The organism is Mesorhizobium amorphae, assembly GCF_014843845.1.
Lineage (GTDB): Bacteria > Pseudomonadota > Alphaproteobacteria > Rhizobiales > Rhizobiaceae > Mesorhizobium > Mesorhizobium amorphae_A.
Genome location: NZ_JHQS01000128.1, coordinates 46,190 through 61,099, shown reverse-complemented (window position 1 = coordinate 61,099; position 14,910 = coordinate 46,190). Strand labels below are relative to the sequence as shown.

The 14,910-nt window shown below is 64.6% G+C and carries 9 protein-coding genes; 3 read left to right on the top strand and 6 right to left on the bottom strand.

Annotated features, from left to right (window positions below):
* The first annotated feature begins 29 nt into the window (after window positions 1-29).
* Window positions 30-845 (top strand): helix-turn-helix domain-containing protein, encoded by an 816-nt coding sequence (locus DH08_RS33395; RefSeq protein WP_192183463.1) that lies wholly within the window; start codon window positions 30-32, stop codon window positions 843-845.
* Window positions 846-887: 42 nt separating this feature from the next.
* Here DH08_RS33395 and DH08_RS33390 read toward each other — a convergent pair whose 3' ends face one another.
* The gene (locus DH08_RS33390; protein ID WP_210329000.1) at window positions 888-1,949 is read right to left on the bottom strand and encodes a DMT family transporter; all 1,062 of its coding nucleotides are present in this window, start codon (window positions 1,947-1,949) and stop codon (window positions 888-890) included.
* A complete protein-coding gene (locus DH08_RS33385; protein WP_192183461.1) occupies window positions 1,862-4,168 on the bottom strand; it encodes a xanthine dehydrogenase family protein molybdopterin-binding subunit in 2,307 nt (768 codons plus the stop codon). The genes DH08_RS33390 and DH08_RS33385 overlap by 88 nt, the downstream gene beginning before the upstream one ends.
* Before the next feature lie 152 nt (window positions 4,169-4,320).
* On the opposite strand from DH08_RS33385, the gene pepN reads away from it, so the two are divergent.
* The gene (gene pepN, locus DH08_RS33380; RefSeq protein ID WP_192183460.1) at window positions 4,321-6,966 is read left to right on the top strand and encodes an aminopeptidase N; all 2,646 of its coding nucleotides are present in this window, start codon (window positions 4,321-4,323) and stop codon (window positions 6,964-6,966) included.
* 196 nt (window positions 6,967-7,162) lie between these two features.
* The gene (locus tag DH08_RS33375; RefSeq protein ID WP_192183459.1) at window positions 7,163-9,481 is read left to right on the top strand and encodes a PAS domain-containing sensor histidine kinase; all 2,319 of its coding nucleotides are present in this window, start codon (window positions 7,163-7,165) and stop codon (window positions 9,479-9,481) included.
* On the opposite strand, the gene DH08_RS33370 is transcribed toward DH08_RS33375, so the two are convergent.
* The 4 genes from DH08_RS33370 to DH08_RS33355 all read right to left on the bottom strand — a co-directional run bounded on the left by DH08_RS33370 (window position 9,478) and on the right by DH08_RS33355 (window position 14,903).
* Window positions 9,478-9,867 carry an ester cyclase gene (locus DH08_RS33370; protein WP_192183500.1) on the bottom strand — a complete coding sequence of 130 codons (390 nt, stop codon included), beginning with the start codon at window positions 9,865-9,867 and terminating at the stop codon, window positions 9,478-9,480. The two genes, DH08_RS33375 and DH08_RS33370, sit on opposite strands and share 4 nt — an antisense overlap.
* 61 nt (window positions 9,868-9,928) lie before the next feature.
* Window positions 9,929-10,405 (bottom strand): EF-hand domain-containing protein, encoded by a 477-nt coding sequence (locus DH08_RS33365; protein ID WP_192183458.1) that lies wholly within the window; start codon window positions 10,403-10,405, stop codon window positions 9,929-9,931.
* Window positions 10,402-13,428 carry a bifunctional [glutamine synthetase] adenylyltransferase/[glutamine synthetase]-adenylyl-L-tyrosine phosphorylase gene (locus DH08_RS33360; protein ID WP_192183457.1) on the bottom strand — a complete coding sequence of 1,009 codons (3,027 nt, stop codon included), beginning with the start codon at window positions 13,426-13,428 and terminating at the stop codon, window positions 10,402-10,404. Before DH08_RS33360 ends, DH08_RS33365 begins: the two co-directional genes overlap by 4 nt.
* Entirely contained in the window at window positions 13,428-14,903 is a 1,476-nt protein-coding gene (locus tag DH08_RS33355; protein WP_192183456.1) for a sensor histidine kinase, read from the bottom strand. The genes DH08_RS33360 and DH08_RS33355 overlap by 1 nt, the downstream gene beginning before the upstream one ends.
* Between the last annotated feature and the right edge of the window lie 7 nt (window positions 14,904-14,910).

Genomic DNA, 14,910 nt, shown 5'->3' with positions numbered 1-14,910 from the left:
TGCGTCCGCTGCCGGCCTAACCATGCCCCATGACAACAGCCCAGAGTTCCGCCGGCAGCCTGATCCGCGAATGGCGCACGCGCAGGCGCATGAGCCAGCTCGACCTCGCCATGGAGGCCGAGATCTCGCAACGGCACCTAAGCTTCGTCGAGAGTGGTCGCGCGGCGCCCTCGCGCGACATGGTGCTGCATCTAGCCGAACAGCTGTCGATCCCGCTGCGGCAACGCAACCAGCTTTTGCTGGCGGCGGGATTTGCGCCAAGCTTCAGCGAGCGGTCGCTCACCGACACGACGCTGGCGCCGGCGATGGCTGCGGTCGAAACCGTGCTCAGGGGGCACGAGCCATTCCCTGCTCTGGCGGTGGACCGGCACTGGAACCTGGTTTCGGCGAATGCCGCCGTCGGCCCGCTGCTGGCGGATATCAGCGAAGCGTCCTTGCTCAAACCGCCGGTCAATGTGCTGCGGCTTAGCCTGCATCCGGGCGGCGTCGCGCCGCGCATCGTCAATTTGGCGGAATGGCGGGCGCATCTGCTGGAGCGGCTGAAGCACCAGAACGATGCCAGCGGCGATCCGGTGCTGATCGAGCTGGAGCGTGAACTGCGGTCCTATCCGTCCGGCCTCAAGGGCGGTCGTCCCGTTCCGGTCGAGCCTGATGGTATCGTCCATCCGCTGAGGCTCGCGCATGGCGACCAGGTGCTGTCCTTCATCAGCACCATCACCGTCTTCGGCACGCCGCTCGATGTGACGCTGTCGGAACTGGCGATCGAGTCCTTTTTCCCGGCCGACGAGCCGACGAGAACGGTGCTGGTGCGGATGGCGAAGGAACAGGCGGCGAAGGTGTCGTAACGGGAAAGGTCGCGAGGTTTGAAGGAACTCGACAGAACGAAGTCAGCCCTGCGGCGGCGTAGCCTTTCGGGTGCGTGTGCGCTCAAGCCCCAACTGCCGCTCGCGCCAGATGATGAAGATGCCGGCGGCTACGACGATCGCGCCGCCGGCCAGCATGTTGAGTGACGCCACGTCGCCGAACACCAGGTAGCCGACGACGACGCCGAGGATCATCGAGGTGTATTCGAACGGCGCCACGACCGAGGCCTCGGCATGGCGGTAGGCCGCCGTCATCAGAATCTGGCCGAGCCCGCCGCAGAACCCGGCCGCGACCAGCAGCGCCGTCTGGCCCGGCGTCAACGCCTGCCAGCCGAACGGCAGCGACAACAGCGACATGACGCTCGCCGTCGAAGAGAACCAGAGCACGATGGTCGCAGTCTTCTCGGTCTGGACGAGGTTGCGCACCAGAAGCATGGCGACGGCCGAGATCGCGGCGGCAATCAGCGCGGCAATCACGCCGAGCACCTCCTGGTCGCCAAGCGCGGCGCCCGAACGCAGCAGCGTCAGTTCCGGCCAGGAGATGATCAGCACGCCGACAAGGCCGACCGCGACAGCACTCCAGCGATAGACGCGGATCGCCTCGCCGAGGAAGATCGAGGAGAACACCACCACCAGCAACGGCTGGGCATAGTTGAGCGTGATCGCCTCTGGCAGCGGCAGTCTGGTCAGCGCGAAGAAGCCGAGCCCCATGGCACCGACGCCGACGACACCGCGCGCGACGTGGTTGAACGGCCGTTTGGTCGTGAACGCGGTGCCGAGCTTTCCCCTGAAGGCGAGGAAGGCAATGATCGGAAAGATGGCGAAGAAGGAGCGGAAGAAGACGATCTGCCCTGCCGGCACCGTGCCTGCCGCCTTGATGCAGGTCGACATGCCGACGAAGACCGCCACCGAAACGATCTTGAGCGCGATGCCCCGCAATGTGCTGTGGCCGACGGCATGATCGCCGCCAACCTTCGGCTCGGCCTTCTTCTCCGCCGTCACGCCGGCGATGCTTCCTGGATCGCCGCCCAGATGCGCGCCGGCGTTGCCGGCATCTCGATATGCCTGATGCCGTGGGCGCGCCAGAGCGCGTCGGTCACCGCGTTGAGCGCGGCCGGTGTCGCGCCGATCGTGCCGGCCTCGCCGGCGCCCTTGATGCCCAGTGCGTTGGTGGTCGAAGGCACGTTGCGGGTCTCGAAATGGAAGAACGGGAAATTGTCGGCGCGCGGCATGGCATAATCCATGAAGCTCGCCGTCAGAAGCTGGCCATCCTCGCCATACACGGTGTCTTCGGTCAGCGCCTGGCCTATGCCCTGGACGACGCCGCCATGCACCTGGCCAGCAAGCAGGATCGGGTTCACCGTGACGCCGAAATCGTCGACGATGGTGTAGCGCACGATGTCCGTCGTGCCGGTGTCGGGATCGATCTCGACCTCGCAGATATGGGTGCCATTCGGATACGTGCATTCATCCTGGACGAATTCGCCGAAACCTTTGAGATCGTCCGGCGTCTTGGCCGCCTTGGCGATGCTGGAAAAATCGATCGTGCGGTCGGTGCCGACGATGCGGGCGACGCCATCGGAGAGTTCGATGTCGCCGGCCGAGGCTTCCAGTTCGTCGGCGGCGATGCGCTTGATCTTGTTGGCGAGGTCCTCGCCGGCGCGTGACGCCGATACGCCGCCAAGGGGAATGGAGCGCGAGCCGCCAGTGCCGCCGCCGTCCTTCAACTCGTCGGTGTCGCCCTGCCGGACATGGATTTTTTCGATCGGCAGATTGAGCTTTTCCGACAGGAACTGCGCATAGGCGGTGGCGTGGCCCTGACCGTTGGTCTGGGTGCCGATCTTAAGCGTCACGGTACCATCGCCGTTCAGCTCGACAAAGGCCGGCTCCGAGCCCGGAAAGGCACAGGCCTCGATATAGGTCGCCATGCCGATACCGCGGATCTTTCCGGCTGCCTTCGACTGTTCGAGCCGCTTCGGGAACGCCTTCCACTCGGCCTGCTCGATGGCGCGGTCCATGTGGCCGGCGAATTCGCCGGTGTCGTAGAGGCGGTCGGTCTGCGTGCGGTAGGGGAATTGCTCGGGGCGGATGAAATTCTTCCGCCGTATCTCCTCGACCGGCAGGCCGAGGTCGTGGGCGCAGGCGTCGACGAGCTTCTCCAGCAGCAGAGCCGCCTCCGGGCGGCCGGCGCCGCGATAGGCGTCGACCGGGCAGGTGTTGGTGTAGAGGCCGGTCACCGACACGTCGAGCGCCCCGATATCGTAGACGCCGGTCGACATGGTGACGCCGACATAGGGGATGAACGGGCCGTATTGCGAGACATAGGCGCCCATATTGGCCAATAAGTCGACCTTCATGCCGAGGAAGCGGCCGTCCTTGTCGAGGGCCATTTCGGCTTTGACGACATTGTCGCGGCCTTGCGCGTCGGTGAGGAAGTGCTCGGTGCGGTCGCCCGCCCATTTGACCGGGCGCCCCAGCCGCTTGGCCGCCTCCAGCACCAGCGGATATTCACGATAGACGAAACTCTTCGGCCCGAAGCCGCCGCCGACATCCGGCGTGATGACGCGCAGCTCACTCTTCTTGATCTTGAACAGGTCGGCGATGATGTACTGCATCGAATGCACGCCCTGAGACCCCGTGGTCAGCACGAAGCGGTTCTCGTCCACATTCCATTCGCCGATCGCCGAGCGCGGCTCCATGTAGTTGCAGACCAACCGGTTGTTGACGAACTCGATGCGGGTGACGTGCGCGGCCTTGGCAAAGGCAGCCGCAGTCCGGGCCTTGTCGCCGATATGGTAGGTGAAGGCGCGGTTGGAGCCGAGTTCCGGCCAGACCAGCGGCGTGCCTTCATCCAACGCGGTGGCGGTGCCGGAGGCGGCATCCTCGCTGTCGTAGTCGACCTCGATCATCTCGGCCGCGTCCTGCGCCAGCGCGCGGCTGTCGGCAACGACGAAGGCGACGGCATCGCCGACATAATTGACCCTGTCGCTGCACAGGATCGGGATGTCGCGGGTCGGCGCCTTGGTGCCGTCGGGCTGCCGCTGCATGACGCCGGACTTCAGCTTGCCGAGATGGGTGAGATCGGCACCGGTCAGCACCAGATGGACGCCAGGCGCGGCCCTTGCCGCTTCGGTCGAGGCGATGGTGAAGCTCGCCTTGGCGACCGGCGAGCGCAGCACATAGCCGTGCAGCAAGCCGGCAGGGCTGATGTCGTCGGTGTAACGCCCCTCGCCCTTGATGAAAGCCTGGTCCTCGCGCCGCAACACGGACGCGCCCATGCCGAATTTCGGTGTGACGACGGTCATGAATGCCTCGCGATGATTGGGAAACGAGTGCCTGAAATAGGCACTGGTGCAGTTTTGTCGAGTGACCGTTTCGTGTAAAGAGCGCGGACTTCGAATTTTTTGGACCAGCGGACACACTTTCCGCCACGAAAATCGACGGGAAACCCAAGGGAATGCGCACCGATACCGGCCATGTCTTCAGGCTCGAAGACTATCGCCCCAGCGACTATCTCATTTTGGAAACCAGCCTTGTTTTCCGCCTTTCCCCGGAGGCGACCCGCGTCACCGCAACCTTGACGATCGAACGCCGTGACGGCGTCGCGGCATCTGCACCGCTGGTTCTGGATGGTGACGGACTGACGCTCATCCGTGTCGCCATCGACGGCCGCGAGCTTCAGTCCACGGATTTCCTGGCGACGCCGGATCAACTGACAATTTCCCGGCCGCCGGCGGCGCCCCGCTTCCAGTTGCTGATCGAGACCGAAGTCGCGCCGGCGGGCAACGAAACTCTCATGGGCCTCTATCGCTCCAACTCTGTCTACTGCACGCAATGCGAGGCCGAGGGCTTTCGCCGCATCACCTATTTCCTCGACCGTCCCGACATCTTGTCGGTCTACACGGTGCGCATCGAGGCTAAGCTGGACGAGGCGCCGCTGCTTCTGTCCAACGGCAACCCGGCCGGCAGCGGCAACCTTGCCGACGGCTGGCACTACGCGGTCTGGCACGATCCCTTCCCCAAGCCATCCTATCTGTTCGCGCTGGTGGCCGGCGCGCTCGGCAAGGTGGCCGACAGCTTCATCACCATGTCCGGCCGCGAAGTCGAGCTCGGCATCTTTGTCGAACCCGGCAAGGAGCGGCTCGCCAGCTACGCGATGGATGCGCTGAAGCGGTCGATGACGTGGGATGAAGAAGCCTTCGGGCGCGAATACGATCTCGACGTCTTCAACATCGTCGCCGTGTCCGACTTCAACATGGGGGCGATGGAGAACAAGGGCCTCAACGTCTTCAACGACAAATATGTGCTGGCCGACGAGGAGACCGCGACCGATGCCGATTTCGCCAATATCGAGGCGATCATCGCGCATGAGTATTTCCACAATTGGACCGGCAACAGAATCACTTGCCGCGACTGGTTCCAGCTTTGCCTGAAGGAAGGGCTGACGGTCTTTCGCGACCACGAATTCTCCGCCGACCAGCGCTCGCGGGCGGTGAAGCGCATCGCCGAGGTGCGTACGCTGCGCGCGCATCAATTCCCCGAGGACCAGGGGCCGCTGGCACATCCGGTGCGGCCGCGCCGCTACCGCGAGATCAACAATTTCTACACGGCGACGGTCTACGAAAAGGGTTCGGAAGTGGTGCGCATGATCCGCACCATCCTCGGCGCTGACGCGTTCCGTGCCGGCATGGACCTCTATTTCGAACGCCATGACGGCGAGGCGGCGACGATCGAGGATTTCCTGAAAGTGTTCGAGGATGTTTCCGGGCGCGACCTGTCGCAGTTTGCGCTCTGGTACCATCAGGCCGGCACGCCGAACCTGACGGTGAGCTCGCGGCACAATCCGGCGGCGCGGGAATTCACGCTGGAGATCGAGCAGTCGGTGCCGCCGACGCCGTCGGAAAGCCGCAAGCGGCTGATGCACATTCCGTTGGCCTTCGGCCTGGTCGGCGCCGATGGCAGTCCCGTCGCCTATGAAGGCGTCGAGGGCGCCACCGTCGAGGACGGCGTCATCCACATCCGCAAGCGCCGGCAGGTCGTGCGCTTCTCGGGCGTGGCCGAGCGCCCGGCTGTGTCGCTCAACCGCGGCTTCTCAGCGCCGATCACGCTGTCGGTCGAGCAGAAGGCCGACGACCAGTTCTTCCTGGCCGGCCATGACAGCGACAGCTTCTCGCGCTGGCAAGCGTTCAACACGCTGTTGACCGACGCACTGATTGCGGCCTTCCGCCAGATCCTCGGCGGCAATGAGCCGGTCTACACGGCGCGGCTGACCGAACTCGCCGGCAAGATCGCCGGCGACGAGACGCTGGAGCCGGCCTACCGCGCGCTGGCGCTGGCGCTTCCCGGCGAGGCCGACATCGCCCGCGACATCGGCAAGGGCATCGACCCGGACGCGATCTTCACCGCCCGCGAGGCGCTGGCGATGGCGATCGCCAACGCGAACCGCGAGACCTTCACCAGTCTCTACGATCGCCTTGCCGACAAAGGGCCGTTCAGCCCGGATGCGGCGAGCGCTGGGCGGCGGTCGCTACGCAACATCCTGCTCGACTATCTCACGCTGCTGCCGGAAGGCACCGAACTCGCGGCCCGCCATTTCCGTTCCGCCACCAACATGACCGACCGCGCCGCGGCGCTGACCGTGCTTGCACACCGCCATCGCGGCTCGCCCGAGGCGGCGAGAGCCCTGGCCGATTTCGAAACGAAATATGGCAGCGACGCATTGGTGATGGACAAGTGGTTCCAGATCCAGGCCGGCGTGCCCGGTCCGCAAACCGTCGAGACGGTGCGCGCTCTGACGAAGCACGCGGGGTTCTCGATGGCCAATCCGAACCGGGTGCGCTCGCTGGTCGGCACCTTCTCCAGCGCCAACCAGACCGGCTTCCACCGCGCCGACGGCGAAGGCTACCGCTTCTTTGGCGAGACTGTGCTCGCGGTCGAAAAGCGCAACCCGCAAGTGGCGGCCAGGCTGGCGACGGCGCTGCGCTCATGGCGCTCGCTGGAGCCAATCCGCCAGGCCAAGGCCAGGGAGGCGCTGCTCAAGATCGCCAGTGCCGAAAACCTGTCGGCCGATTTGCGCGACATTGTGGAGCGCACGCTGGCGTGAGCGCCCTTCCCTCCCCCTTGTGGGGGAAGAAGGGAAGATCGCGCCTGCCGGGTCGGAAAGGCGTTATTTTAGTCGATTTTTAATCTTTTTTGGCCGCGCCTCTGGACAAGGCGAATCACCTTTGATTCCTTAGAGACGATTCGGACGTGCGCTGTTGCCGGGTCGTCAAGCACAGGGATTCGGGGAGTAGCCATTTATGGCCAAGGCGGACGCGTGGGGCGCGCCCGGAGGGACGGCTTTTGAGCGGCGTGAGGCGCGCGGCGACGGGCTTGCGGGCAACACGCGGCTGATCGCCGAACCCGCCTACCGGCGGCTCTTGGCAGCCGAGCCCTTGCTGCGCCGTTCGATCCCTGCCCTCATCATCCTGTTCCTGGTCGTTATCGCGGCACTGCGCGTCCTGTCGCTGATGAACGAGCGCGACGAAGTCGAGCGTGACACCAGGGCCATTCTCTCGCTGGCGGCGGGCCAAATGGCGAGCGCGATCGCCGCCGACCCCAATGCCGCCTCCACCGGCGCACTGGACCTTCTGGAGAATGCCGGCCGGCTGGGCGCCATGGGCCGAAGCCATGTGCTGGCGATCACCGACGACGCCTTCAAGATCATTGCCGTGTCGCCACTGTCGACCGGCTGGCAAGGACGCTCGCTCGACAGCCTCGTCCAGGGTGGCCAGCCGCTGTTCATGTTCGGCGAGCGCGCCGGAGTCATGAACGTCAGCATCGCCGGACAGAACTGGTACGCCGCGGTGAGCCTGACGGCGAGCCGCAAGAACGCGGCCGCCGTGCTGGTGCCGCAGGAAGCGGTCTTCGACAGCTGGCGCAAGACAGTCTCCCTAAACGTCACGCTGTTCGTGCTGACGGCCGGCGTGCTGATCATCATCCTCTATGCCTATTTCGGCCAGGCGGCGCGGGCTCAGGCCGCCGACCGCATCTACCTCGAAGCACACCAGCGCATCGACATGGCGCTGGTGCGCGGTCGCTGCGGCCTTTGGGACTGGGACATGGTGCGCGGCAAGATGTACTGGTCGCGCTCGATGTACGACATGCTGGGCTACGAGCCCTGCGATACGATGCTGTCGTTCGGCGAGGTCGACGAGATCATCCATCCCGAAGATGGCGACCTGTTCGATCTTGCCAACCGCATCGTCGAGCGCGAGATCGACCATATCGACCAGGTGTTCCGCATGCGGCATGCCGACGGGCAATGGGTGTGGATGCGCGCCAGGGCCCAGGTGATCGACCCCGAAGCGCCGGAGATCCAGCTGATCGGCATTGCCGTCGACGTAACCGAACAGCGGCATCTGGCGCTGCGCTCGGAAGCCGCGGATCTCAGGCTCAGGACAGCGATCGAGAATATCAACGAATCCTTCGTGCTGTGGGATGCTTCCGAGCACCTGATCATGTGCAATTCCAAGTTCCAGAAGGACAACGGCCTTTCGGACCGCGACGTGATGCCGGGCGCGGCGCGCACGGCGCTGGAAGAGCACATGCTGGCCTTCGCCTCGGAGCGCAGGCTCGCCAACAGCAACGGACCGCAGGGGGGCGTGACGCTGGAACGCCAGCTTGCCGATGGCCGCTGGCTGCAGGTCAACGAATTGCGGACCAGGGATGGCGGCACCGTTTCGGTCGGCTCCGACATCACCCAGATCAAGCTGCACCAGGAAAAGCTGGTCGACAGCGAGCGCCGGCTGATGGCGACGATCCACGATCTCAGCCTTGCCCGCCGGGCGGAGGAGGAACGGGCGCGCGAGCTCGTCGAGCTCAATCGCAAATACATGAAGGAGACCGAGCGCGCCGAGGCGGCCAACCGGGCCAAATCCGAATTCCTGGCCAACATGTCTCACGAATTGCGCACGCCGCTCAACGCCATCATCGGATTTTCCGAACTGATGGAACAGGGCCTGTTCGGGCCGCTCGGCTCGCCGCGCTACGAGGAATATGCCACCGACATCAATGGCAGCGGCAAATACCTGCTCGGTGTCATCAACGACATACTCGACATGTCGAAGATCGAGGCCGGCCAGTTCTCGGTGGATCGCGAGGAAATCGACCTCTGCCCGCTGATCAAGGAGACCGTGCGCGTCGTCTCGCTGCAGGCAGCCGAGAAATCGATCACGGTAGAAACCCGCATCGCCGATTCGATGCGGCTCTACGCCGACCGGCGCGCGATCAAGCAGATCGTCATCAACCTGCTGTCCAACGCGGTGAAGTTCACCGGACAGGGCGGCCACATTTCGGTCAGGGCGCGCAACACCTCAGGCGCGCTGGTGCTGACCATCGAGGACAATGGCTGCGGCATCCCCAAGGAAGCGCTGGGCAAGCTCGGCCGCCCGTTCGAGCAGGTGCAGAACCAGTTTTCCAAGAACCATGCCGGATCCGGCCTCGGGCTGGCCATCTCGCGCTCGCTGGCCGAGCTGCAGGGCGGCGCACTGAAGATCCGCTCGACTGAAGGCGTCGGCACAATCGTGTCGGTGCGCATCCCGGTCAAGAAGGCGACGCCGGTGAAGGTGGCAGCTTAACTTAGCTGAGCTTCGATAGCGGTCTTGTCGAGAACGGACCACACTTCCACGATCTTTCCGCCGCGAAATTCGTAGATCACGTTCTCGGAGAACGACACTCTCCTGCCGTTTACGTCCAGGCCAAGGAACCTTCCCTTTGGCGTACAGTCGAAGGCAATCCGGCTCGCTATGTAGGGCGGATCGGAAATCAGCATCCGGACGTTGAAATAAAGGTCCGGAATGTCCTCGAAGTCCCTCTCCAGCATTTCGCGATAACCCGACAAGCCGATCCGCCGGCCATTGTGGATCGCTTCGTCGTCAACGAACTGCCCGAGCTTCGACCAATCCTGGCTGTTCAGGCAGGCGATGTAGTCGCGGTAGATATTGGCGAGATCGACTTTGGTCACGGCAATCGGCCTATCTTCCCACAAGCGCCGGCGGCTTGCGCCGCCGGAGCCGGTAGCCGGGTCACTGCATGCCGTCTTCGTCGTTGCCGCCCGATGGACGGTGACGGCCAAAGCGGCCGCCCTTTGGCAGTTCGCTCTTCTCGATCTTGCCGTCATTGTTCCTGTCCAGCATGGCGAAGACCTTCTTCTGGCGGCTGGTGATGTCGTCGGTGGTCAACGTGCCGTCGCCCCTGGTGTCGTAGCGTTCGATGATGCGTTTGGCCATGCGCTCGTAACGCGCCTTCTCCAGCGCATCGGCGAGCTGGGCGACGGTGAGCTTGCCGCCATTGTCGGCGACCATCTTCTTCAACCGGGCATTCATGGCGTCGGAAAACTGGTCGAAGGTGATGGTGCCGTTCGAATCCCTCATCGTCTTGTCGAGGCGCATCATCATGTCGTCGCGCATTTTGGCGCTGGCATTGTTTTCGGCATAGGCCGTGGTGCCGACGGCGCCGGCAAGGGCTGCGAAAGCGAGGGCAAGTTTGGTTGACTTTCTCATTGGTCTTCTCCTGTTGCATCGTCACCCCCGATGCGATCGGGAACCGCCGCTCGTTGTTGCGACTGTCCCGCACGAAGCAAAAGGTCGAAATCCTTTCTGACCTTTCGCGACGTCTCCTTAAGGTGTGCTTCCAGCACACCGAAATCCGGCAGGTCGGTGACCGCCAGAAGCAGATCCGATAGGCCCGGCGGAACGTCGTCGCGTTCGAAGACGCCGGTGAGGCAGAGCCTGATCATCTGGGTCAGCGCCAGATAGAGCCGGTAGGCATCGCATAGCTCCTGCCTGATGTCGGCGCCGACGAAATCCGGCGCCAGCCGCGCCAGGATGTCGGCCGTCGCGGTAACCCTGCGGCCGGCCTCGACGTGGCCCGTGATCACCGCCACCTGGGCAAGGAATTCGAGATCGATGAGCCCGCCGGGGATCAGCTTGATGTCCCAGAGATCGCGCGGCGGCTTCTCCTTCTCGATCAGCGCCCGCATTTCCGACGCCTCGGCCATCACCTTGGCGCCATCGCGCGGCAGAGCAAGCACAGCGGCCACCTCGGCCTCGACCTCGGCGCAAAGCGCGGCATCGCCCCCGATGGCACGGGCCCTCGCCAGTGCCATGTGCTCCCAGGTCCAGGCGTCCTGGCGCTGATACTTTTTGAAGGCATCGATGTGGGTGGCGACCGGCCCCTTGTTACCGGAAGGACGCAGGCGAAGGTCGAGCTCGTAAAGCACGCCCTCGGCCGTCGGCGCTGAGACGGCGGCGATCAACCGTTGCGTCATCCTGGTATAGTAATGGGATGGGGCCAGCGGCTTGTCGCCGTCGGACTCTTCAGCATCGGCATAGTGGTCGTAGAGCAGGATGAGGTCGACGTCCGAGCCCGCCGTCACTTCGCGGCTGCCGAGCTTGCCCATGCCGAGCAGCGCCACCCTGGCCCCGGCGATGCGGCCGTGGCGCAGAGCGAACTCGGCCATGACGGCCTGCAGCGCTGCCTCGATGGTGAGATCGGCGAGGTCGGAAAAGGCGCGTCCGGCGCGGGCCGGATCGATGGCGCCGGCAAGCAGCCGCACACCGATCAGGAACTTCTGCTCGGAGGCGAAGATGCGCAAGCGGTCGAGCACATCCTCGTAGGCGCGGTCGCCTTCAATGAAAGCGGCAAGCCGCGCCGACAGATAGGCACGATTTGGCAACTCGTTGAGCAGAGCCGGGTCGAGCAGGCCGTCGAAGACATGCGGCCGCCGGGTGATGATCGCCGCTAGCCTGGGTGCCGCACCCATGATCGTCGCCATCAGTTTCAGCAGCGCAGGGTTGGACTGCAGCAGCGAAAACAGCTGGATGCCGGCCGGCAGGCCGGCGAGGAATTCGTCGAAGCGCATTACCGCCTCGTCGGCACGCCGCGTCTGGCCGAAACCCTTCAGCAGCGCCGGCGTCAGCTCCGTCAGCCGCTCGCGCGCTTCCGCCGACTGGGTGACGCGGTAGCGGCCGAAATGCCAGCCGCGGATGACGCGGCAGATGTCGCTCGGCCGCTGGAAGCCGAGGCGCTGTAGGGTCTGAAGCGTGTCGGGATCGTCGACATCGCCGGTGAAGACCAGATTGCCGACTCCGGCCGACAGTTCCGGCGCGGTTTCGAACAGTGCCGCGTAGTGGCGCTCGACCTGTTGCAGCGACGCACGAATGGCCTCGGAAAAGGTCTTGGCACTGGCAAAGCCCAGCATGCGCGCAATGCGTTCCAGCCCATCATCGCTGTCGGGCAGGATATGTGTCTGCTCGTCGGCGACCATCTGGATGGCATGCTCGACGCGGCGCAGGAACCAGTACTGCCGGGTCAAAGCATCGCGCGCGTCGGCGGTGATCCAGCCGCGCGCGGCAAGCTGGCCAAGCATCGGCACGGTTTCGCGGCCGCGCAGCTCCGGGAAGCGGCCGCCGGCGATAAGCTGCTGCGTCTGGACGAAGAACTCGATCTCGCGGATACCGCCGCGGCCGAGCTTGACGTTGTGGCCCTTCACCGCGATCTCGCCATGGCCCTTGTGGGCGTGGATCTGGCGCTTGATGGAATGGACGTCGGCGATCGCGGCGTAGTCCATGTATTTGCGCCAGACATAGGGCTGCAACTCCTTCAGGAAAGCAGCCCCGGCGGCGAGATCGCCGGCCACCGGGCGCGCCTTGATCATGGCGGCGCGCTCCCAGTTCTGGCCGCGCCCCTCGTAGTAGTGAAGCGCCGCCTGTTCGGGAATCGCCAGCGGCGTCGAACCGGGATCGGGACGGAGTCTCAGATCGGTGCGGAAAACATAGCCGTGTTCGGTGCGGTCCTGAAGGATGCGCACCAGGCGACGGGTGAGACGCGAAAACAGCTCCGTCGCATCGAGCGGATCGGTCACCGCCGGCGCCTCCGGATCGAAGAAGACGACGAGGTCGATGTCGGAGGAAAAATTCAATTCATGCGCGCCGAGCTTGCCCATGCCGAGCAGGATCCAGCCGGACTGGCGCGCCGGATTTTCGGGATCGGGCAATTCGAGCTTGCCTTGTCCATGCGCGTCGCGGAGCAAAAAATCGACGGCGGCGCGAGTGCAGGCGTCGGCGAGATCGCTGAGGCGGCGCACCGTCAGCGCGGGCTCGGCCTCGCCGGCGAGATCGGCCAGCGCGATCAGGAAATGCGCTTCGGCCTTGCACAGCCGCAGCTCCATCATCAGGCTCGTTTCCGAAACGGAATCAGCAAAGGCCGCCTTGCCGATCGCCTCGCCGATCGCGATCAGTCGGGCCTCGACATTGGCGTCGAACAGCTGATCGAGAATGCCGGGACGTCGGCGCGCTACATCACGCAGGAACGGCGACAAGTCGAAGACCGCAGCGAGGAGATCCTGAACGGTGCCCTCGGCTCCCAGGAACTTCGCCAGCCGGGGCAGGCCCTCTTCCTCGGCGGCGTCAGCGATCTCCGACAGTTCACGCCGGGCGCGGTTTTCATCCAGCGGCAAAAGCCTTGCCACCGGTTGCAGATGCCATTCGGTTTCGATCCGCTTCACAGGCTTCCTCGCCGCCATCAATGGTTCTCCCGTGAAGGAAAACCCATGACCACGGACAATCCGGGATTGGCGGGTAAAAGATCAAGCCTGCCGTTATGGAAAGTCATGATTGCCTTGGCGAGGCTGAGGCCAAGGCCCGACCCCGGCTGCGAGCGGCTCTTTTCCAGCCGCACGAAACGCTCGGTCGCGCGGGCGCGGTCTGCATCGTCGGGAATGCCCTGGCCGTTGTCGGTAACCGAAAGCCGGATTTCGCCGCCGACGCGCCCAAGCGCCACGCGCACTGCGGGCTTGCCGGTCGCGTCGGTCGAGTACTTGATCGCATTGTCGACGATGTTCGACAGCGCCTGGCCGATCAGTTCGCGATTGCCGTTGACGGCAAAATCACCCTCGACCGAACTCTCCAGCGTCACGCCCGCCTCCTCGGCCACCGGCTCATAGAGTTCGACGACATCACGCACGGCGGCGGCGAGATCGACGCGGCTGGTGCTTTCGGAGGAATAACCGGCCTCCAGCCTGGAGATCATCAGGATGGCGTTGAAGGTCTTTATCAGCTGCTCGGACTCGGCAATCGTGCCTTCCAGTGCCTGCCGGTAGTCAGTGGTCTTGTGCTTGCCGGAAAGCGTTGCTTCGGCGCGGTTGCGCAGTCTGGTCAACGGCGTCTTCAGGTCGTGGGCGATATTGTCCGAAACCTGCTTCAGCCCTTCGTTCAGCGTCGCGATCCTGGCCAGCATGGCATTGAGGTTTTCGGACAGGCGATCGAATTCGTCGCCGGCGCCGGTGACCGGCAGGCGGCCGGACAGATCGCCGCCCATGATGCGGCGGCTGGCCTCGGAGACGCTGTCGATGCGCTTCAGCGCCGCGCGCCCGACGAAGAACCAGATCAGCAGTCCGCCAAGCCCCATCATGCCCAGCGCCAGCATCAGAGAGCGGCGGATGACGGCGCGGAACCGCTCGGGTTCGCCGAGATCGCGGCCGACCAGCATGATCATCTGGTTGGGCAGGCGCAGCACCAGCGCAATCGCATTGTGGCCCTTCTCGCCCTCGGCCTGGACTTCGTTCTGGCCGGGCTGCGTCTCGTTCTGGTCGGCCGCCGTGTTGCGCTGCCGTTCGAGCTCGCCCTCGCCGAAGCGCCGGTAGGAGAACGGCTCCCTCGTCCAGCCTTCGGTCTCGATCACCCCCGGCTCCAGGCTCTGCACATTGCCGGTCAGGATCTGCCCGTTGGTATCGGCGATCAGATAGAGATTGGCGCCGGGCTGGCGGGAGCGGGCCTCGACCACGCGGACCAGCACCGGCAGCCCGCCGCGCTGATAGGCGCGGGCAAGGCCGAGCACCTCGTCATTGATGGTCTCTTGCGTCTGTGCGGTCAGCATGCGCGCCGACAGCGAGGTCATGTACAAGACCAGCAGAACTGCACAGAGCGCGAAAAGCAGGAAATAGAGCGCCGAGAGCCGCGCCGCCGTCGTTCTCATGATGGCCGGCAGGGAAAGGGCCATGCTGGGT

What these genes read in the sequence shown, in the direction of transcription:
- DH08_RS33365 (WP_192183458.1), bottom strand. Translation starts at nt 10,405, where the DNA reads ATGAGAAAGTCAACCAAACTTGCCCTCGCTTTCGCAGCCCTTGCCGGC.
- pepN (WP_192183460.1), top strand. Translation starts at nt 4,321, where the DNA reads ATGCGCACCGATACCGGCCATGTCTTCAGGCTCGAAGACTATCGCCCC.
- DH08_RS33360 (WP_192183457.1), bottom strand. Translation starts at nt 13,428, where the DNA reads ATGGCGGCGAGGAAGCCTGTGAAGCGGATCGAAACCGAATGGCATCTG.
- DH08_RS33385 (WP_192183461.1), bottom strand. Translation starts at nt 4,168, where the DNA reads ATGACCGTCGTCACACCGAAATTCGGCATGGGCGCGTCCGTGTTGCGG.
- DH08_RS33355 (WP_192183456.1), bottom strand. Translation starts at nt 14,903, where the DNA reads ATGGCCCTTTCCCTGCCGGCCATCATGAGAACGACGGCGGCGCGGCTC.
- DH08_RS33375 (WP_192183459.1), top strand. Translation starts at nt 7,163, where the DNA reads ATGGCCAAGGCGGACGCGTGGGGCGCGCCCGGAGGGACGGCTTTTGAG.
- DH08_RS33395 (WP_192183463.1), top strand. Translation starts at nt 30, where the DNA reads ATGACAACAGCCCAGAGTTCCGCCGGCAGCCTGATCCGCGAATGGCGC.